Source organism: Nonomuraea sp. NPDC026600 (genome assembly GCF_040638335.1).
Lineage (GTDB): Bacteria > Actinomycetota > Actinomycetes > Streptosporangiales > Streptosporangiaceae > Nonomuraea.
In genome coordinates this window covers 667,426-687,212 of record NZ_JBEZYD010000002.1, presented here as the reverse complement: position 1 = coordinate 687,212, position 19,787 = coordinate 667,426, and the positions used below count along the sequence as shown (strand labels likewise).

20 protein-coding genes are annotated in these 19,787 nt (G+C 67.6%); 13 read left to right on the top strand and 7 right to left on the bottom strand.

Annotated features, from left to right (window positions below; all coding sequences use genetic code 11):
* Positions 1–187 precede the first annotated feature (187 nt).
* Positions 188–2,761: an FAD-dependent oxidoreductase gene (locus AB0F17_RS06570; RefSeq protein WP_358017257.1), complete on the bottom strand. Its 2,574-nt coding sequence runs from the start codon at positions 2,759–2,761 to the stop codon at positions 188–190.
* A 166-nt stretch (positions 2,762–2,927) separates the two neighbouring features.
* On the opposite strand from AB0F17_RS06570, the gene AB0F17_RS06565 reads away from it, so the two are divergent.
* Together AB0F17_RS06565 and AB0F17_RS06560 are read left to right on the top strand one after the other, a co-directional pair.
* Positions 2,928–3,641, top strand: coding sequence for an alpha/beta hydrolase (locus AB0F17_RS06565; protein ID WP_358017254.1), 714 nt, complete (start codon positions 2,928–2,930; stop codon positions 3,639–3,641).
* The gene (locus AB0F17_RS06560) at positions 3,634–3,843 is read left to right on the top strand and encodes a 2TM domain-containing protein (protein WP_358017251.1); all 210 of its coding nucleotides are present in this window, start codon (positions 3,634–3,636) and stop codon (positions 3,841–3,843) included. Before AB0F17_RS06565 ends, AB0F17_RS06560 begins: the two co-directional genes overlap by 8 nt.
* Here AB0F17_RS06560 and AB0F17_RS06555 read toward each other — a convergent pair.
* Positions 3,833–4,150: a hypothetical protein gene (locus tag AB0F17_RS06555; protein ID WP_358017248.1), complete on the bottom strand. Its 318-nt coding sequence runs from the start codon at positions 4,148–4,150 to the stop codon at positions 3,833–3,835. The genes AB0F17_RS06560 and AB0F17_RS06555 overlap by 11 nt on opposite strands.
* A 112-nt stretch (positions 4,151–4,262) precedes the next feature.
* Between AB0F17_RS06555 and AB0F17_RS06550 the strand changes: the two genes are divergently transcribed.
* The gene (locus AB0F17_RS06550) at positions 4,263–4,391 is read left to right on the top strand and encodes a hypothetical protein (protein ID WP_358017245.1); all 129 of its coding nucleotides are present in this window, start codon (positions 4,263–4,265) and stop codon (positions 4,389–4,391) included.
* A 265-nt stretch (positions 4,392–4,656) separates the two neighbouring features.
* On the top strand, positions 4,657–7,827 hold the full coding sequence (locus AB0F17_RS06545; protein ID WP_358017242.1) for a BTAD domain-containing putative transcriptional regulator: 3,171 nt from the start codon (positions 4,657–4,659) through the stop codon (positions 7,825–7,827).
* Positions 7,828–7,833: 6 nt separating this feature from the next.
* Here AB0F17_RS06545 and AB0F17_RS06540 read toward each other — a convergent pair whose 3' ends face one another.
* Positions 7,834–8,445 (bottom strand): methyltransferase domain-containing protein, encoded by a 612-nt coding sequence (locus AB0F17_RS06540; protein WP_358017239.1) that lies wholly within the window; start codon positions 8,443–8,445, stop codon positions 7,834–7,836.
* A 250-nt stretch (positions 8,446–8,695) separates the two neighbouring features.
* Between AB0F17_RS06540 and AB0F17_RS06535 the strand changes: the two genes are divergently transcribed.
* From AB0F17_RS06535 to AB0F17_RS06525, 3 genes are all read left to right on the top strand, one after another.
* Entirely contained in the window at positions 8,696–10,318 is a 1,623-nt protein-coding gene (locus AB0F17_RS06535; RefSeq protein WP_358017236.1) for an FAD-dependent oxidoreductase, read from the top strand.
* 443 nt (positions 10,319–10,761) lie between these two features.
* A complete protein-coding gene (locus AB0F17_RS06530) occupies positions 10,762–11,145 on the top strand; it encodes a hypothetical protein (protein ID WP_358017233.1) in 384 nt (127 codons plus the stop codon).
* A gap of 338 nt (positions 11,146–11,483) precedes the next feature.
* Positions 11,484–12,740 carry an AAA family ATPase gene (locus tag AB0F17_RS06525; protein WP_358017230.1) on the top strand — a complete coding sequence of 419 codons (1,257 nt, stop codon included), beginning with the start codon at positions 11,484–11,486 and terminating at the stop codon, positions 12,738–12,740.
* 67 nt (positions 12,741–12,807) lie between these two features.
* Here the strand turns inward: AB0F17_RS06525 and AB0F17_RS06520 are convergent, their stop codons facing one another.
* Both AB0F17_RS06520 and AB0F17_RS06515 read right to left on the bottom strand, forming a co-directional pair.
* Positions 12,808–12,987 carry a DUF397 domain-containing protein gene (locus AB0F17_RS06520; RefSeq protein ID WP_358017227.1) on the bottom strand — a complete coding sequence of 60 codons (180 nt, stop codon included), beginning with the start codon at positions 12,985–12,987 and terminating at the stop codon, positions 12,808–12,810.
* A gap of 16 nt (positions 12,988–13,003) precedes the next feature.
* Entirely contained in the window at positions 13,004–13,939 is a 936-nt protein-coding gene (locus AB0F17_RS06515) for a helix-turn-helix transcriptional regulator (RefSeq protein ID WP_358017224.1), read from the bottom strand.
* Between the two features lie 293 nt (positions 13,940–14,232).
* Here AB0F17_RS06515 and AB0F17_RS06510 point away from each other — a divergent pair, with 293 nt between their 5' ends.
* Positions 14,233–14,664, top strand: a complete 432-nt coding sequence (locus AB0F17_RS06510; protein WP_358017221.1) for an ATP-binding protein — start codon at positions 14,233–14,235, stop codon at positions 14,662–14,664.
* 3 nt (positions 14,665–14,667) lie between these two features.
* Here the strand turns inward: AB0F17_RS06510 and AB0F17_RS06505 are convergent, their stop codons facing one another.
* Positions 14,668–15,117, bottom strand: a complete 450-nt coding sequence (locus AB0F17_RS06505) for a DUF4265 domain-containing protein (protein ID WP_358017218.1) — start codon at positions 15,115–15,117, stop codon at positions 14,668–14,670.
* Positions 15,118–15,359: 242 nt separating this feature from the next.
* Here AB0F17_RS06505 and AB0F17_RS06500 point away from each other — a divergent pair, with 242 nt between their 5' ends.
* From AB0F17_RS06500 to AB0F17_RS06485, 4 genes are all read left to right on the top strand, one after another.
* Positions 15,360–15,557 carry a hypothetical protein gene (locus tag AB0F17_RS06500; protein ID WP_358017215.1) on the top strand — a complete coding sequence of 66 codons (198 nt, stop codon included), beginning with the start codon at positions 15,360–15,362 and terminating at the stop codon, positions 15,555–15,557.
* Positions 15,558–16,076: a DUF6879 family protein gene (locus AB0F17_RS06495; RefSeq protein ID WP_358017212.1), complete on the top strand. Its 519-nt coding sequence runs from the start codon at positions 15,558–15,560 to the stop codon at positions 16,074–16,076.
* Between the two features lie 12 nt (positions 16,077–16,088).
* On the top strand, positions 16,089–16,922 hold the full coding sequence (locus AB0F17_RS06490; RefSeq protein ID WP_358017209.1) for a helix-turn-helix transcriptional regulator: 834 nt from the start codon (positions 16,089–16,091) through the stop codon (positions 16,920–16,922).
* Positions 16,923–17,175: 253 nt separating this feature from the next.
* Positions 17,176–17,868, top strand: a complete 693-nt coding sequence (locus tag AB0F17_RS06485; protein ID WP_358017206.1) for a hypothetical protein — start codon at positions 17,176–17,178, stop codon at positions 17,866–17,868.
* Between the two features lie 377 nt (positions 17,869–18,245).
* On the opposite strand, the gene AB0F17_RS06480 is transcribed toward AB0F17_RS06485, so the two are convergent.
* Entirely contained in the window at positions 18,246–18,959 is a 714-nt protein-coding gene (locus AB0F17_RS06480) for a DUF3105 domain-containing protein (RefSeq protein WP_358017203.1), read from the bottom strand.
* 121 nt (positions 18,960–19,080) lie between these two features.
* On the opposite strand from AB0F17_RS06480, the gene AB0F17_RS06475 reads away from it, so the two are divergent.
* On the top strand, positions 19,081–19,722 hold the full coding sequence (locus tag AB0F17_RS06475) for a DUF305 domain-containing protein (RefSeq protein WP_358017200.1): 642 nt from the start codon (positions 19,081–19,083) through the stop codon (positions 19,720–19,722).
* The last annotated feature ends 65 nt before the right edge of the window (positions 19,723–19,787 follow it).

Here is a 19,787-nt window from a genome sequence, read left to right as displayed (position 1 = left end):
GCGCTCCCTAGCCCATGCGAGGGAGGGAGCCCCGATCTGTCACAGCGTTGATCGGTCTCACCTCCTTCGGTACGCAGCCGGCTTCAGTACACAGCTGCTGCATGGCGACAGCGAACCTACCACAGGGACCTCGCAGGGCGAACGTTGCCTGATCGCGCGTGCGGTGGTTCCGTACCTGCCGGCGCTTCTAAGGGGCGATCATCAGGTCCTCGGTGGGTAGGGTCTGGCAGGCCAGCCGCCAGCCCGCGGTCAGTTCGTCGTTGGAGAACATCCCCCGGGTGTCGGTCTCGTAGGCGCCGGAGATGACCCGTACGCGGCAGGTGCCGCAAGCGCCTTCGCCGCACGACTGGGGCAGCGGCACGCCGGCGGCGTTGGCGGCGTCGAGGACCGACTGCCCGGGGCGGCAGGGGAACTCCGGGTCGCCACCGGCCATGCCGATGGTGAACTCGGTGACGTCGGCCGCCGCGGCGGCCAGGGCGATGGCGTGCGCCTTCTCCCGGCGGGTCTCGTTGCTCCGGCCGGACACGAACGCCTCGGTGTGGATGGCCTCGCGCGGCACCCGCAGTTCCGTCAGGTGACCGATCAGGTCCTGCATCATCGATGCCGGTCCGCAGAGGTGGACTCGGTAGGCGTCTTCGGCGTACGCGCGGAGCACCTCGACGCCGATCCGGCCGTTCCGCCCGGTCACAAAGATCGACACCTCGAGCCCGGACAGGCGTTCCCGCAGCGCCTCGATCTCCAGCCGGAAGGCGACCTCGTCCTCGGTCCGAAAGCTGGCCAGCAACACGATCCGCCCGGTGTGAGCAGCGTCGGCGGCCGCGAACAGCACACTCATCAGTGGCGTGATCCCCACGCCCCCGGCGATCAGCAACAGCGTTCCGGCCGTGAGGTCATATGCGGGATCGCAAGTGAACGCGCCGTGCGGGCCGCTCACCCGCAACGCCTGGCCGACCGCCAGTTCTTTGTGCAGGAAGGTCGAGCCGAGCCCGTCGGGCTCGTGCTTGACCGCGATCTCGACGAAGCCGTTCTCCCCGGGGCCACTACAGATCGAGTACGAGCGTTCGATCGGCTCGACGGCGACGGGCAGGTAGACCTTCAGGTACTGCCCGGCGGTGAAGGAGAACGGCATCGCGCCGGTGTCCAGGGGTTCGAGGCGGATCCGCCGGACCGTTGGGGTCAGCTTCTCGATCGCGGCCACCCGCAGGTATCCGTGCCAGGGCGCGGCCGGGTCCGGGGCCACCCCGCCGGAGCGGATGGCTCGCCACATGGTTCCGAGCTGCCGCGGCTTGAGCACCGCGTTCGCGGCCATCAGCCCGCCGGCCAGCGCCCCGACCACGCCGGAGCCCCAGGCGTCCTGCCCGGCCACGAAGAGACCCTTGACGGGCGTGCGGCATCCCGCGCGCGGTGACCGCAGCCGCTGGGGAGTCGCCGCGAGACCGTAGAAGGAGCCGAGAACGCTGTGCTGATAGGTCTCGAACGACAGCGGCGTCGCGAGCTCGGCGAACGCGATCGCCTCCCGGAAGCCGGGCCACTGTTCCTCCAGGCGGGTGATCAGCCGCCCGGTCAGGTCGTCCTTGAGCTTGCGGTAGCTTTCCGGTCGCTCTTCCGCGGGCGTCCCGCGCCACTGGTCGACCACCCTGGGATCGACGAGTTCCAGTACCTCCACCGTGTGGAACCGGGCGGCCGGGTTGTTGAGCGAGGCGAACGAGACGTACAGCGTGCCTTCCCCGGGTGGGCGATGGAAGCCGTCGTGGTCGTCGAGGTCCGGCATGAACCAGTGGTTCTCGCCGCGTATCCCGAATGTGGCCGGCGACCGGTCCATCCCGAGGAACAGCATGACCGCCGACGGTTCCCCGGGCAGGTCCGCCAGTTCCCGGCTCCTCCCGATCAGGGCGTACGTGTTGCGTACCCCGGCCGCCGAGACGACGGTGTTCGTTCGTACCTGGTAGCGCCGGCCGGTGGCGGTGTCCTCGACGTCGACACCGGCCACCTTGCCCCGCTCGACAACGATCTCGTTGACCCGTTGCCGGGGGCGCAGCACCACGCCGTACCGCTCAAGAATCTCCAGAATGATCCGGCAGAGCTCCTTGGGCCCGCCCACGGGGTGCGCTGTCCCTTCCATGAAGAAGGTCAGCGGGACCGCGGCGTGATAGCCGAACGCGCTCGATGCGGGCGGAGTGCCGTAAAGACCCCACCGCGCGGCGAGAACCGCCTGCAGCCGCGGGTCGCGGAAACTGCGGGAGAGCTGGTCCCTCAACGATTGGTACGTCGACGGGAAGAGCCGCTCGATGATGGGTGAACCCATTCTTCGTACGCCGGCGGGGAAGGACGCGAAGACATTGCGCGCCGCGAGCCCGGACATGGCCCGGCGCGTGGTTCGGAAGAAGCCGTCGATGGCGTCGGCCTCGGCCGGGAACCGTTCCGCGAGACGCGCCCGGAACCGTTCCTTCGTGGCGGGGACGGCGAAATCGAACCCCGGGAAGTGCAGGACGTCGTAGTCGTCCGGCAACGGCGAGAGCTGCACCCGCCCGTCCGTCATGAACTCGAGGAACGGGCCGGCGTTCGCGCTGATGTAGTGCAGCCCGGTGCCGAACTGGTATTGCCCGGCCCGGGAGAACTCGTGCGTCATCCCGCCGAGCGTGTAGTGCTGCTCGAGAACAAGAACCCGTTTCCCGCCGAACTGCGCGATCGTACGGGCCGCGGCGAGACCGCCCATACCCGAACCGATCACGACGACGTCGGCTTCCTCGTACGCGGCCATCCACGCCCCTTGGCTTGTCCGTCCTCCGGGAGTCAGATTGGCGGAGCCGACTTGACGCGGACGGAACGATCGGGGAATCCCGCCGCGGAACGGCGCTCGTTCCCGTCCATTTCCCGTTCAGTGCACCGCCGTAGCTTTCCGACATCACGTCATGAGAGGTGGGGCAATGGCATACAAGAGACCGACGATCGTGCTCGTGCACGGAGCCTTCGCGGACGGCAGCGGCTTCACCACGATCGTCAAGCGGCTCGTCGCCGACGGCTATCCGGTCGTCGCCGCGCCGAACCCGCTTCGAGGGCTCTCCTTCGACGCGGGGCAGGTCAAGGCGCTGCTGGACAGCATCGAGGGACCGATCGTGCTGGTCGGCCACTCGTACGGCGGCGCCGTCATCTCCACCGCCGCCACCGGGAACCCCGAGGTGAAGGCGCTGGTCTACCTGGCGGCGTTCGTGCCGGAGACGGGCGAGAGCGCACAGGGGCTGGTCGAGAAGTTCCCAGGCAGCACCGTGAGCGAGTCCCTCAAACCCGTACCGCTGCCCGGAGGGCAGGTCGACCTCTACATCGACCCGCGGGTGTTCCACGCCCATTTCGCGGGGGATGTGCCCGCCGAGGAAGCCGCGCTCTTCGCGATCGCGCAGCGCCCGGCCACCGGCGCCGCCCTCGGCGAGCCCGCCGCCGGCCCGCAGGCCTGGCACACGATCCCGAGCTACAACCTGATCAGCGGCGCCGACCGGATCATCCCGCCGGCGGCGCAGGAGTTCATGGCCCGGCGCTCCGGCGCGAAGGTCCAGGTGGTCGAGGGCGCCTCGCACCTGGTGTTCGTCTCACGTCCGGGCCCGACCGTGGCCCTCATCGAAAAGGCGGCGAGTGAACATGCATAAAAGCGAACGCGCGATGAGATGGGGCCTGCGGGCCCACGTTTTCTGGTACGTCGTTGCCAATCTGGCCCAGGTCGTCCTGTGGTGGCTCCTCACCCCGGACCATTTCTTCTGGCCCCTGTGGTCGATCGTGGGCTGGGGTGTCGGGCTGGTGATCCACATCTGGGCGGTCCGGTCGGCATTCCGATCAGCCGTCAGTCCCTGACCCGAGTCGTCGCGGCAGTTCCTGGGCGCGGCGGGGCCTGCTGGCCCCGGATCCGGACAGCGGGGAGCCGGTGTTCCGGCATCCCCTCGTGCGGTCGGCCGTCGTGCAGGCCGCGACGCCGAACGAGCGCCACGCCGCCCACGCCGACCTTGCCGAGCTGCACCGCGACAGCCCGGAACGGCGGGCCGTGCACCTGGCCGCCGCCACCGTCGATCCTGACGACGACGTCGCGGCGGCCCTCGAAGTGGCGGCTGTCTCGGCGACCAGGCGCGGCGGCGCCGCGATCGCGATCAGTTGGCTTACCCATGCCGCGGAACTGAGCCGTCGCTCCTGCTGCTGGCGATCAGCCAGTTCGCCGTCGACCCGGCCCGCTGGGCGCGCACCGACGCGCTGTTCGACCGGTTCGGTGCTACCTGGGCGTGCTGGGCGATCATCGGCCGTTCCTGCTGCGCATGGTCGACCGGGAGGTGGAGTCCGGCGCGGTCACCAGCGTGATGACCCTGCTCCAGATGGTGATGCTCGATCAGAGCTGGCTGCCACCGGTCTGAGCAGCCGGGAGATCGGGGCGCGGCTGTTCCTGTCGCCATTCCCGTCGACTCCTCCGCGATCACCGACCTCAAGCAGTTCCCCGGACGCGGGCACTCGCTCACCATGGACAGCGGGTGGCGGCAGCCGGCTGCCGATCGCGACCGGCCGGTGACCGGGATCAGCAATCTGATCAACAGTTCGGGAGTAGGAACAGACATGGCCACATGGTCGTCTTCCGGCAATGCGAGTGGCGCAGGACGGTCGTCCTCCGGCGGACACCTGCGGATGCAGATTCTCGGTCCGTTACGGCTGTGGCGGGACGGCGTCGAGCTGGACGCCGGGCCGCGGCAACAGGCCTACCTGCTCGCGCTGCTCCTTGCCCGCGCGGGCAAGCTGATCAGCATGAGCGAGTTGATCGACCTGATCTGGGGCGACGACGCCCCGGCCTCGGTTGTCAACATCCTCCAGAAGTACGTGGGCTCGCTCCGGCGGTTACTCGAGCCGGCGTTGCCGGCCCGCACCAACGGCGCGTACCTGCAGCGCCGAGGTAACAGTTACCTGTTCACGGCTGACGCCGACATGCTCGACGTCCTCGCCTTCAGAGAACTCATCGAGGCGGCCAGGACCGCTCTCGCGGAGCAGCGCCCCGACGTGGCGCTCGACTGTTACGTGCGGGCGCTGGGGCTCTGGCACGGCTCAGCAGGGGACGGGCTCTCCCACGGTCCGGCCGCAATGTCGATCTTCGCCGCGCTGGACGGCGAGTTCTTCGACGCGTGCGTGGCGGCGGCCCGGCTCGCGGTGTCGCGGGGCCGGCCTGAGCGTGTGCTCCAGCCCTTGTACCTGGCCGCTTGGATGGCGCCGTTGCACGAAACCGTGCAAGCCAGTCTCGTCACCATCCTGGGCGCCGCCGGTCAGCAGGCGGAAGCGCTGTCGGTTCTCCAGACGGTTCGCGCACGGCTCGCCGAGGAACTCGGCATCGAACCCGGCCCGGCGTTGCTGGCCGCGCACCGGCAGGTACTGGATCAGCCCACGATCGCCGGCCGCACCGCGGAAACGCCCACCGAGCAGCAGCCGGCCCCTGCCCTCGGGACGCCGCGCACCAGCGGTCTGGTCGGCCGGGTCGAGGAGCTCGCGGTACTGCGGCATGCGGTGGAGTCAGCACTTACCGGAGGCACGGGGCTCATCCTCATCGAGGGCGAGCCGGGGGCGGGCAAGACCCGCCTGCTGGAAGAGATCAGCGCCGAGGCGGACCGGCGCGGCACGCTGGTCGTGTGGGGCCGCTGTCTCGAGGGAGACGGCACGCCGTCGATGTGGCCGTGGGTGCAGGCTGTCGGCGCGGTCCTTGAGAGGCTGCCGACCGCGGCGCGGGAGGAGTGGCAGGCAGGCGAGCTCGGCCGTCTCGTGGAGCCGCGCGTCGGCGCTCCCGGCACGCCGGTGCTGCCGGACAGCGGCGCCCAGTTCCGCCTGTTCGAGCAGGCTGTCGCCCTCGTCGGCCAGGTCTCGGCGCTGCAGCCGGTGGTGCTCGTCGTCGATGACCTCCAATGGGCCGACATCGCCTCGCTGTACCTGTTCGGGCACCTGGCGGCTCGGTTACCGGGCGGCACGGTGGTCATCGGCGCGCTCCGCGATCGCGCGCCCGTGCCCGGCTCGGAGCTGGCGCGGATGCTCGCAGCCGCGAGCCGGCTGCCCCGGCATCGCCGGGTCCGGCTCGGCCCACTCGGTCCGGCCGAGGTGGCGGAGCTCGTCCGCCGCGAGACCGGCCAGGCCCCTGGACTCGGCGCCGCTCGCGGCATCCATCTCCGTACCGCCGGTAACCCGTTCTTCGTCCGGGAGTTGTCCCGGTTCCTGGCCGACGGTGGTGAGCTCACCGAGGAGGCTGCGGCGCGGGCCGGGATGCCGTCCACCGTGCGGGACGTCGTCCGGGGCCGGATGGCCGACCTCGGCGACGATGCCGACGACCTGTTGAAGATCGCCGCTCTCATCGGCCGGGATGTCGACCTCGCTCTGCTCGCCCGCGCCGCCGGCCTTGACGTGCAGACCTGTCTCGACCGTCTCGAGCCGCTGGAGGCCCTCGGCCTGCTCGAGCCCGCACCCGGCGATCCGTTCTCGTTCCGCTTCCCGCACGACCTGGTCCGCGAGTCGGTCGTCAGCACCACGCCGCCGCGGTGTGCGCCTCGGCTGCACCTGCGTGTCGCGGACGCCCTGGAGCGCACCGCGCCGGACGACGAGCCTGTCGCCGAGCGCCTTGCCCATCACCTGTGGGCTGCCGGCCCGCTGGCGGATCCGGACCGGACCGCGGACGCGCTGGTGCGCGCGGGCCGCTGTGCGGCGGGCAAGTCGGCGCTGGAGGCTGCCGCGCGGCGGCTGGTGTCCGCCGCGCAGGTGGCGCGGACAGCGGGGTTGGCGGAGCTGGAGCTGTCCGCCCTGTCGCAGCTCATCGCGGTGAACGGGATGCGGTCGGGGTACGTCGGCTCGGCGCTCGACCTGCAGAAGCGGGCCGAGCACCTGGCGCGCGGCCTCGGGTGGGAACGGGAGGCCGCCGACCTGCTCTTCTCCCGCTGGGCCGCGTACTCCCAGGGCATCCAGCTCGACCGTGGCGGCCGGCTGGCGCGCCGGCTGCTCGAGCAGGGCGAGGCGTCCGCCGACCCGGTCGTGCGCGCGTACGGCCTGCACGCCTGGGGCATCCACCAGTGGGACGTCGGCAACATCGGCGAGGCGTTCAGATACCTGAGCCAGTCCAACTCGACCATGCTCGATGACCTGGCCCAGCGCGAGAAGGACCCGCTGCGGCACGATCTGCAGTTGCTCTCACCCGTGATGCTCGCGCTGATGACCGCGCTGCACGGTGACGCCGACGCGTCCCGGACGCTGCTCGACACGCTCGAGGCGGCCGCGGGCGACGATTCCTATGCGGTCACGGTCTGGGCCGCGTTCGCCGTCACGGTCGCGGCGCTGGCCGGGGACCCGGCCTGGGCGCTGCGCGCGGCGGAGCGGGGAATCGCCGTGGATCCGGAGCACTCCTTCGTGTTCCTCGGCAGCTACCAGCGGCTGGCCCACTGCTGGGCACGCGCCGTGACCGGCGAGGACCCGGCCGGTGCGGCGGCACAGGCGCAAGATCTCATCGCTGCGGCGCTGCTCGACCCGCCGCGTTCGGGTCTGGCCACCTGGTGCGGGCTGCTCGCCGAAATGTGGCTGGCGGCCGGGCGGCTGGACGAGGCCGCGGCGGCCCTCGACCAGGCCGACGTGTTCCTCGACGCCCACGGCCAGCGATACGCCGAGGGCCTGCTGATCCTGCTGCGGGCCCGGCTGCTACAGGCCCGCGGCGAGCCGGTCGCGGACGTCCGGACCGTCGCCGAGCGCGCCCAGGCGCTGTCCATCGAACGCGAGGCCCATCTGTTCGCCCACCGCGCCCAGGAACTGCTGGCCGGGCTGGCGCAAGCGGGACCCGGCCACTGATCGGGTTCAGCCGTGGCGTGACGGCACCGCGCCGGTCTCGTCGACCTCCGCTGGGCGACGGCAGTAGTAGACCAGCGCGGGCGGGAGATTCGCCCACACCGTCCGGCTGATGACCACCTCGTCGAACCGCGACCGCATGGAGCGCAGCAGTCGCCGGGCCGGTGGCGCCCACCAGGCATGCACGTAGGCGAATGTGGTGAACACGCCGTGCGGCGACAGGGCATCCACCACGGCGGACAACACCTCGCGCTGATGATTCTCGGTGAATGCCGCCCACGGAAGGCCACTGACCACGACATCGGCCTGGCGCAGCCCACGCTGCGCCAGCACCGTGACCAGGTCGGCCGCGTCCGCGTGCACGACGTCGACCGCCGGGTGGAGGGCGCCCAGCTTGTCCGCGAACCGCGGATTGACCTCGACGGCTATGTGCCGGCCGCGTCCGGCGAGGCGCTGCTGGATGGCTTCGGTGAACGAGCCGGTACCCGGACCGAGCTCCACGACGACCGGAGAGCCGGTTCTGGGCACAACCGCGGTCGCCGCCCTGGCCAGTGCCGGGCTGCTCGGCGCGACCGCGCCGATCGTCATGGGATCGCGCACGAACTCGAGAAAGAACGACACCGCTCAATCCCGCGAAGACCGGTGCCGCCGGGACGGCGAGTAGACCGCCCAGGTGTGGAACGCCAGCCCCATGCCCCGTTTTCTTGATCTCATTTCCGACCTGTTCTTGGACGCCCGACCTGCACGACGACGCCAGGCTAGATCGGTCCACTTGATGACGAGGGAACTGTTCGTGGAGCCGGCCGTGCAGTGATCGTCAAGTGCCCGGGCCTACGCTGACCCGCGATCAGCCTCTGGCGAAAGGTTCCACGTGAACGACGGCGCGGCACAGCGTGAGCCGGTCCTGGACGACGAGCAGTTCCGCCGGCTCGCCGAGTACGGCGAGGTGGAGCACGTCGAGGTCGGCCGGGATCTGTACGCCTCCGGCGACGACTCCTACGACTTCTATCTGCTCCTGACGGCGACGGTGGACATCGTCCGGGAGGCGACGGCGATCGAGCCGGAACGCCGGATCTACCAAGGTGGCCCCGGCGACTTCCTCGGTGAGCTCAGCCTGCTGACCGGTCAGCACGTCTACCTGACCGCTCGCGTGGTGACCGCCGGGACAGCCGTCCGGATCGGTGCGGCGATGTTGCGCCGGGTCCTCGCCGAGCAGGCCGACATCGCCGACCTCCTGCTTGAGGCGTTCCGGGAGCGGCGCGAGTTCATCCGCTCGGTGGCCGGCAACGCCCTGGAGATCGTCGGCCGGCCGGACGCCGCGGAGACGCTCGATCTGCGTACCTATGTGGCGCAGCTGCTCCTGCCGCATTCCTGGCTCGATGCGACCTCGCACGCCGGGCGTTCGCTGATGACATCGGCCGGGCTCACGGAGGACGAACTCCCGGCGGCGGTTGTCGGCGGTTCAGTGCTGCGGCACGCGACGCCCGGCACGGTCGCCAAGGCGCTCGGCCTCACCTACCGGCCCGACGGACGTCCCGTCGATCTCGTCGTGGTGGGCGCCGGCCCGGCGGGTCTGGCCGCCGCCGTGTACGGGGCGTCCGAGGGCCTCGTCACCGTGTTGCTGGACCGCGACGGGCTCGGCGGCCAGGCCGCCAAGAGCGCCCGGATCGAGAACTACCTGGGCTTTCCACAGGGGGTCAGCGGTGCGAGCCTCACCCGGCTGGCGATGGTCCAGGCGCTCAAGTTCGGCGTGCGGATCCACTCGCCCTGTGCGGTGGCGGGCCTCGACCTCTCCGATGACCGACGGACAGCCGTCCTGCTGGAGGACGGCTCACGCATTGAATGTCGCGCGGTGATCGCCGCCACCGGGGCTCGCTACCGGCGCCTCGACATCCCGCAATGGGCGACCTTCGAGAAGTCGGGCTGCATCCGGTACGCGGCGACCGAGCTGGACGTCCGAGAGTTCGAGGAACAGCCGGTGACGGTCGTCGGGGGCGCCAACTCCGCTGGGCAGGCAGCCCTCTCCCTTGCCGCCCGCGGCGCGACGGTGGATCTGATCATCCGCGGCGCCGATCTCGGGGCTCGGATGTCGTCCTACCTGACCGACCGCGTCCGGGCGCATCCCCGGATCCACGTCCACACCAGCAGCATGGTCCGCGAACTGGCCGGCGACGACACTCTCGCGTCGATCGTCGTCGAGAGGTCCGGTGGACGCCGAGACCGACTGGCCTGCCGCGCGCTGTTCTGCTTCATCGGCGCCGACCCGGTGTCGAGCTGGCTGGTGGGCGTGGCCAAGGACGACAACGGCTTCGTCCTCACGGACAGCCGGTTGCCCGCCGGATCGTCTGGTATGCCCCTGCCGTTCCAGACGAGCGCGCCCCGGGTCTTCGCGGTCGGCGACCTCCGCTCAGGCTCGACGAAACGAGTGGCCACCGCTGTCGGCGAAGGTGCGAGCGCGGTCTCATCGGTCCACGCCGCGCTCGCGAGCGACTGACGCGCCTATCGGCGCCGCCGTGAGCGGGCCGGCCGCCAGTACGTACAACGTGACCGATCTGCGGACCCTGGCCGGCTGAACACGTAGCCGCGGCGATCTCGGACGGCATTTCCGGCCCGGGAGGGCGTGCTTGACCAAGGCAGTCAGCAGTGCGTCCAAGTTGACGATCTCCGCAGTCCTGTCCTGCCAGCGTTCGGTTTGAATCGATCGCTTGACATCGATAGGAGCATCCCTTCATGCACTCGGGAGCGGCGGCCCTTAATTCTTTCGAGCGCATCGCCGTAAACCTTTATGCGTGCCCATTTGTTTATTGGCGCAAAATCATCACTTAAAGATCATGAATGCTTGATTCTAGCCAGATCGCCCATTGGCAGGTACGGTAATCAGTCGGAAGAGGCAGTTACGGGGCAACTTATGCCTATGGGGACGCGGAGGGGAAATCGATGAATCTAACCCAGCAATCTACGCCTGCGCCGACGCAGACTCTGCCTGCGGGAGACAACCAGGTCATCACCGGAGCCATGGGAGACTGTGTCTCCGTAATCGTGCTCTGGAACCAGGTCGGGCCCGACTACCAGAATGTCCGTGGCTACCACGGCTCCGGCGGATTCCAGGCCATCGACTTCAATTCGCTGTTCAACGGGGTGCCGAACGCAGCGGGCACTCGCATCGTCGGCTGCTTCAGCCCCCAGTCACTCTCATCGAACGATCTTCAGCGGTATACCGACTACTGCACCACGAACTTCCCCAACGCCCAGTCGGTCGTCGCGCAGGGGGGCGGCAACTTTCGCGTGACCAGAACGGGCGCCTGGCAACTCTGGCAGTAATCATCGTCAATCGCATGCCGTTTGACAATAACCGCCACCCGCCAATACGTGGCGAGTGGCGGTTATTGTCAGCTCGCCGGCGAAGTGCTGGATTCCGCGCCGATTCGTCCAAGGCGAGACCGAACCGCCCTCAGGTCCGATGAAGCGCAACACTCGCGCGTCGATCAGCTCGGGGCCAAGCGCATCATCCGTGACCGTCACCCGGCACGATGAGGCTTCGCAAGCGGTAGCACCTTAATTGCTGGAGTCGTGTCGGGAATTGCGGCTGGTTGTACACAGGTTGAATTCGTGGAGTCATTGGTCGCGGCTGTTCGCCGTACCGGGTCTACGAGCGAGGCATGCGGTTCGGGCAGAGGGGCGGGTACACACCCGCCGAGCAGAAGCGGCGGGAGCGGTTGGTTGAAGGCGGCCGGGCAGTTCGAGGGCGGGCAGCGCACCAGTACTGGTCGGCCGGCTCTGAGACGACGGGCTTCCTCTCCTGGCTGAGCACAGCGAAGTCCTCGCCGCCCAGTTCGCGTACCTGCCGTCTCAGCCCTTCCTTGAGTTCCGTCAATAGCTCTGAGGTCATCGGCTCGTCCATCGCAACGCTCGCCTCGATGAGCCGCAGGACCTCCCGCGAGGAGACGAGCCTGTTCGAAGTGGATCTCACGCTGGGCCGAGAACCTGTTCGCTACACCTACGGCTTCGAGTTGTCGGACGAGAGAGTGGAAGCGGAATGGCTGCACGCCTACCCGCACGGTCGGCGCAACATCTGGTTCGACCGAGAGGCGGGCCGCCCGGACTCAGCCGGCGGAGAGTTCATCTTCAAAGGAGAGGGCTTCAAGGGAGAGCGAGATTCCCTGGTCAAGTTGACCCGTCCCAATGCTCTGTTCCTATCCGTGGGTGCAACCCTCAACGATCCCCAGTTGTCCGTGATACACAGATGGTTCCTGAACGATTTGCGGCTCGTCACACCGGGCAGGAATCTGAAATCCTCGACGAACTCGACCAGAGCCCTGCTCATGCGTCCGGATCGAGCGGAGATCTACGAGCAACGAATCGTGCGGTTGCTGCAACCGGCCGACCTTGGGGTTACGCGTCTCGATACCGACCCTGAGACCGGCGAGATCAGGTTGTGGCACCGCACCCCGGACGGTGGTGAGGCACCGCTGGATTTCGGCACCGAGGAGTCACTGGGCACTCATGCGTGGTTCGCCTTCCTGGAGCCCATGCTCACCGTGCTGGACCGGGGGTCGGTCCTCCTGGTAGACGAATTGGATTCGAGCCTGCATCCCGCACTCGCCGCCGAGGTCGTGCGCGCCTTCCAGGACCCCGCGTCGAATCCGCACAACGCGCAGGTGATCTTCACGACACATGACGCGACCCTGCTGGGCAGTGCGGTGCTCGATCGTCCGCTCAACCGCGACCAGGTATGGATCACGGCGAAGAAGCGCTCCGGCGAAACTGAGTTGTACCCGCTGACGGACGCCAAGCCACGCAAGGAGGAGAATCTCGAGCGCGGCTATCTACGGGGTTGCTACGGTGGGGTTCCCCGAGTCACCGCGGGCGAGATCGTCCGCGAATTGTCCTGGCGGGAGACGAAGGCGACGGCGTGAGCGGGCGCTTGCGAGCGGAGCACAAAAGCCTTTTTGGCGATGACGAGCGTGATCGCCACAGGTCAAGTCAGATCAGGTCATCGAATTCGCCGTCCTTCACGCCGCCGAAGAATGCCTTGAGCTCACGGTCGGTGAACGCCAGGACAGGGCCGTTGGGGTTCTCGCTGTCGCGGATGAGCACCAGAGGTCCCCGGTTCGCCTTGTGGAGGGCGTCGGCCGGCGCGGCGTCAGCAATTGCGACCTCCACACACCCATTGCCCCCGTCACTGCGCCGACTCTTCCGCCAGGTGAGGGTGGCGGGGTCGATCGGGTTGCTGTGCATGTCTCGCGGGTCCTCTTTCCATCTGTAGACGGCCGGCCGCCTGAGAGATCAACTCCGCCGACTCATCAGGGCTCACGGCGATTGCGCGAAGTTGATCAAAGGCGAGACTGTATCGATGAACCTCACTGTCGTTCTCAATCCACAGGCTACTTGTCAGTGTCTCGATGTAGACCACGTCAGGGTCGTACACCTCGGGGAAGGCCAAGATGGAGAAGGGAGTGGTCGCGCCGGGGTGTGCCCCGACAGCGCTCGTGAGGATCTGAATCGTCACATTTGGTAGCTCACCCTGTTGGATCAAGAACTCACACTGTCGCCGCATGATGTCTCGATCGCCGACCACCCGGTAGAGGGCTGCCTGATCGAGGATCATCCAGACATTCAGCGGAGGATCTTGCTTGAGGATCTTCTGCCGCGTCATACGAACCTCAACCCGACGGTCGATCTCAGCGGCGGGCGCAAACGGGATCAAGGCCGCCCGGATGACCGCGTGAGCATAGTCCTCGGTCTGCAGCAAGCCGTGGATCAGGGTTTGCGAGAAGCATCGGATAGTCCTGGCCTCGGACTCCAAACTGATGTAGTTGGCGTACTCCGTGGGGATCGACTCGTAGGTATCCCACCACCCACGCAGGGCGGCGGTCCGTGCAAGCTCCGTGAGCGCGTCTCGCCTGTTGCCCGAGACGCCGTACAGATCGAGAAGAGCCGCGAGATCGCGTGCCCTGACACCGACCTGGCATGTCTCGATCCGGCTGATCTTGCTGACCGACCACCCGAGTTCAGCGCCCGCCTGCTCCCCGGTGATTCCAGCACGCTCACGCAGGATGCGAAGCTCCGATGCCAGCCTGCGGCGGCGGAGAGTGGGGCCTCGTCCCCCGACCATGTCCGGCCCTCCTTCTGCTGTGACTCTCAGTGTTCCGCATGTCACAGGCGCACGCCACGAGTTGCGCAGGAAGAATCGAACTGCAAATTTGCAGATCCACTTGCGCCAAATCTATACGCTGAGTCATCATACAGCTACACGTTGATGCGATCCCCACGCGGATGGCGAGGTCGTAAGCCCAGCCCATGAGTGAACGGCGAGGTGAGCCTGTGAGCGGAGCGGCCAATAGCGAGTGGTCCGTTTACGGAGGAGTCCCTTCTGGCGTAGTTGCGGCGGACCTGGCAGATCCATCAATGAGCGGCACTGCAATGTGCAGGCACCTGGGTCACTTCTTTCTGCCCGGCGTAGGCGCGTCGGTCTCGGTGGCGCGGCGGTGCACGGCTGCGGTACTCACGGCTGCGAAGTGCCGGAATATCGGTGACGCGCTGCTGGTGACGAGTGAGCTGGTGACGAATGCCATCGTCCACTCCCGCTCCGGTGAGGGCTGGGTGCGGATCGGGGTCGTCGACACCGGAGACGGCCTGATCGGTATCGAGGTCCTCGACGAGGGGGCCGCCACCGTGCCCTTTCCGCGAATCCCGGGCGACGGTGAGCTCTGTGGGCGGGGGTTGTGGCTGGTAGATGAGCTGTCGGCGAAGTGGGGCGTTCGCCGCACGGGCAACGAGAGTTCAGCGGTATGGGCGCTTGTGGACACATCCGAAAAGCAGGCAACGGCAGACGGGTGATCGTTAAGCGCTTCGCCAGGCGTCGGTGATGCAGGACTCCTCGAAGTGCCACCAGCCATCCGCTTGGCCCCGCGTCAGCAGCTCCTTTATCTGTCCAAGATCTGCGTCAGCCGGCACGGTGAAGGCGACCAGAGGAAGCTCCGCGCTGAAGGATTCCCCGCCCAAGCCGAACAGTGCCAACTGCTCGTGCACGGCCTTCGCGCTTCGCCCCAGCGGTCCATCGGGTACTGGCAGGACCCGGACCGTGCAGTTGCCCGACGCTTCCACCCGTCCACTGGCCCAGTGAAGACCGTCGTCGTCGGTGGTGAAGCCCACCACGTCGCCCTCGGCAACCCCGTCCTGCAGGAATGGGACGTTCGCCACACGGGCGGTATCCCGGCTCAAGCGCGTGGCCCAGAGCCCTTCTGTGTTGTAGGGAAGCCAGTCTTCCCGAGGTACGAACTGGAACCACACCTTGATCAGGTCCGGCTATGCGAGGCGACCTTCGGAGGGGGTTGCAAGGGCCATGCCCACATGATCGCGCAGTCTGTCGAGTGCCCGTCCCAAGTCGGTCCAGACGCGCACGCGAGGGCGTCGATCCCGTGTCCGTGAACCGGGCGCGCCCGGCAGTGTTCGTGCGCTCTTGACTGCCGACTATTCTCCAATCACCATCGCAGTTAGCCATCAATTCTCGAATACCCAGGCAGGCTCCGAGCATGAAACTCCGATTCCTCGGCAGCACGTCCGACGACGGCCAGTGCCCCACCCTGTACGAGACCGACCGCGGCACCTACGTCGTCCAGGGCGACACGGTGACCGACCCCGAAGCCCTCGCCGAGCTGCGCAACGTCCTCCCCGGCGAGAACTTCGTGGAGATCCCCAAAGAGCTCCTCCGCTTCGCCGAAGGTTCCTGAGTGCCCCTTCTCATCCCGGCCGACTTCGACTCGCTGTGGAGCACCTTCCAACACACCGCGTTCAAGTTCGAAGTACGCGATCGGTACGACGTGCCTTCCGAACACGAGTCGCTCCGGAGATTCCTCGCCGGGCAGCCCGACCCGGAACGCGCGACCAGGCCATGGCTAACCCGCATGAAAGCGGCCACCGGACAGGGCAAGCGCGTCGAGCGAGTACGCGTTCTCACCGAGCCGCACGGCGACTACGCGCGCTGGCTGCTCGCCGGCACACCACTTAGCACCGCGGCGGGCGAGGACATCCGGTACCTGTCTCGCAAGCGCGCGGCCGATCTCGAATTGCCTGAACACGACTTCGCACTGTTTGACTCCGCGCGACTCGTCCTGCTCAACTTCGACGCCGACGACCGGCCCCTCAGGCACGAACTCACGACCGATCCAGAGATCGTCCTGCGCCACTGCCAGTGGCGCGATGCCGCCTGGCACTACGCCGAGCCGTACGAGCAGTACGCAGGGCGGTAGAAACTATCCATCGTGGCGCGACTACAAGAGGCACGTGAGGCTCTCGGCCAACGGCTCCGAGAGGTGCGACAGGGTGCCGGGTTCACGGGCACGGCTCTCGCGGGGCTTCTCGACTGGCCGCAATCCAAGGTCAGCAAGATCGAGACGGGCAGACAGACGCCGACCAGAAGCGACATCGCGGTATGGGCGCGCGTCTGCGGCGATGAGGCGGCCGCCGGACCGCTTCTCGCCCGGCTGGAAGTCTTGGAGACGATGTATGCCGAGTGGCGGCAGCGGCTCGGCGCGGGCACGTCGGAACGCCAGCGCGCGAGCATCGCGTTGGAGGCCAGCGCCACTTACATCAGGGCTCTGGAGACCACAGTGGTCCCAGGTCTGCTGCAGACCCCCGACTATGCGCGCTATCGGCTCGCCCAATCGGTGAAACGCCACAACCTGCCCGACGACGTCGACGAGGGCGTCCGAGTACGCATGCAGCGCCAAGAGGTGCTGTATCGGCCGGGGAAACGCCTGCACTTCGTACTCACGGAGGCGGTGCTCAGGTATCGGCTTTGCCCGCCGGAAGTCATGGCGGGCCAACTCGACCGTCTCGTGGCGATGTGCTCGATGAGCACCATTCGCGTGGGCGTCCTGGGCTTCGACGCGGAGCTCGCCGAGTCGCCCAAGCACGGCTTCTGGATCTTTGATGAGGAACGGGTGCTGGTGGAGACCATCGGCGCGGAGCTCACGCTAACTCAGCCTCAAGAAATCGCCCTTTACGGGCGAGTCTTCGACCGGCTGGCGGCCGACGCCAGTTACGGAGCCAAGGCGCGCCAACTCATCACTAGGGCGATGGAGTCCCTCCCATAAATGCTGGCCATTCTCGCGGATGATGCTCCTGTCAGAGAATTCGAATATTCGAGAATAATCGTTGAGGGCTTCCCTGGAGCGGCCTTAGGGTCCACGTCATGGACGGTCACCAGTCCGCATCCCCCGCGCGGACGCCCTTTCCAGCAGGTGCCGCCGCCGCACTCCAGCCCCGTAGGCCCCCTGTTCCGCAGCCCGGCACCAAGCCGAAGCGGGTCATGCCCCTGCGGGGATTGCCGCTCCGGACGGGGGACTCATGGTGATCGCCGCTCAGGCAGTCGTGCCGTACGTCACCGCTTTCAGCGAGGAGAACGTTGCGGTCAACCTCACCGTCATTCGGGACACGTGGTCGCTGAGTGGGTGGCGGCTGTCTTACACCGACCCCGTGGCGAGCGACTGGAACATGGGTGTGCTGTGGGCCCGGCAGAAGACGCTCCGCCGTGGAAGTGTCCAATACGATGAGATGCACACCCTTCGGCAGCGCGAATGCATGCTCGGCAGGCTCTGCCAGGTGTGCCAGGGCCCGGCGTCGGACCCCGGCACAGGGCGCCTCGCGTGGGTCTTCCACGCCGAGCCGCCCGCCGTCTCCGGACGCCTCAGCAAACCGCCTATCTGCCGGAACTGCCTGCCAGAAGCGATCACCGCATGCCCATACCTACGCCGCGAGGCACACGTCTACACCTCGGGCGACTATCACGTCTGGGGGGTGAAAGGCGTCTCCCCGTTCGGCGGTGAGACGGTTCTGCGGGACGTCCCGCAGAACGACCTGCACACGCTGGAGTCCACGCTTGCCAGGGCTCTGGTCGTGCACGTGTCGGATCTGCGCCGCGAACCAATCCCCAGACAGCCCAGCAACCGCTTGTCTCGTCCGAAGCATGCGGATGCGGGTGTCGGACGAGACGAACCCGGCGTGTCGTCAGCACGCCGGGCAGGTGGTCTCGCCTCATAGTCAGAGGACCTCCGGGCGGGCCCCCAAGCAGCCACTTCTGGGAGTGGTGATGAATTCCCTGCCAGCCCTACGACCGTCCATGCCCACCCGGTAGCACGCTGGCGGGAATCAAGCTGAATTCCGCTCTGAGTTACCTCAGGGCCGCTCCCCATCCCGAAACGACATGGGCGACCAGCGGCAATAGTGAAACCCCGTCTTGCCGAATACAAGGGATCGCGTCCGGGGGCTGCGGGGGCCGGCAGGCCCCCGCCCAAAGGCGAAGCCCCCCAAGAAGGCAGCCTGAGCGAAAGCGAAGACCATGCTTTTCGGGGGGTCGAAGGGGGGCGGAGCCCCCCTGGGAAGCGCAGTCCGACCGTCAGGGAGGCCCGAGCTTGGGGTTATTTGTTGGTGGGGCTGGCGCTGGGGCTGATGGTTTCCATCGGGGGCTGGGATTGCGTGCCCTTGGGCTCGGGTGGGAGGGGGGCCTGGTCTGCCGTGGTGGTGATGGCGTCGGCGCCGCCGCAGACCGCGCCGGGTTCAGGGGTGTCCGGGCCGTTCTGGTATTTCTTGATGAACGCCGCGAGCTTCGGGTCGTCGGCCTTGTCCAGCTTGAGCTGGTGGCCCCAGGATGATGCCACGACCGGGGCGGGCAGGTTCGGGTACGGGCTGAGCAGCATGTAGTCCTGCTGGCCCGTCGAGGCGGCGGTCTTCTTCAGCACGTCGATCTGCGCCTGGGGCAGGTCGGGGCGGTATGTGATCCACAGGGCGCCGTGCTCCATCGAGTGGACGGCGTGCTCGTTGTGGATGGGCTTGTCATAGATCGCGCACTGCTGCCAGTAGTTGTTGTGCTGACCACCGACCGGCGGGTTCTCCTTGTACGTGACCGCGTTCCAGACGTGCTGGCCCGCATCGTACTTGTAATTGGCCACGGCACCGAGTGACGTCTCTTTGGCCTGCTTGACCATGTAGAAACCGACCACTCCGACGAGCAGCACGATGACGAGTCCGCCTGCCCCCCACATCAGCAGCGCGGCGCGGCGCTCCTTGCTCTTCTGCTGCGCTCGCATCTTCTGCAGATGCTCGCGGCGCGCCTGCGCCTTCTCCTTCGTCATCGTTCCTCCATCGGCGTGCCAACTCCGGGTCACCCTATGCCCTTGGGCAGTATGCGGAGAATAAGAGGGACCTAAGTGGGCGGACCCGCCTCGGCCACGGGATGGGTACGCTGGACAAGCCATGGAAAAGCCCGCTAAAAATTCGCTGCTCATCGCTTGCGCCGTGCTGGTCCTCGTCGCAGCGGGGATCTTCCTCGTGTGGGGCCGGGGCGGCACGCCCGGCGACACCTCGGCGGAGGCCGGGTTCGCTCGCGACATGGCCACGCATCACGCGCAGGCCGTCGACATGTCGTTCACGATCAGGGACAAGACGCAGTCCAAGGACGTCCGTAACCTGGCCTACGACATCATCACCACCCAGTCCAACCAGCGGGGCATGTTCATGGGGTGGTTGCAGCAGTGGGAGCTCGATCAGGCCACCGACCGGCGGCCGATGGCGTGGATGGCCGAGCACGGCCACGGCGGATCGGGCACGGCGACCGTTTCCGTGGCCGGGCTGATGCCGGGCATGGCCACGCCGGACGAGCTGACCAAGCTCAAGGAGTTGCAGGGCACGGCCGCCGAAGTGCTGTATCTGCAGCTGATGATCCGCCACCACGAGGGCGGTGTGCAGATGGCCGAGGGGCTGCTGAAGCTGTCCACGCGGGACGAGGTGGTCAGCATGGCCCAGAAGATCGTCAACGGGCAGACCGGCGAGATCAAGCTCATGACCGAGATGCTCAAGCAGCGCGGCGCGCAGCCGTACCCGACGATCCTGAAGTGACCGCGCGACAGCGCGCGACGGGGGCGGGCTGGAGTGAGCGTGCGGGGGCAGGACTGCCATGAGCG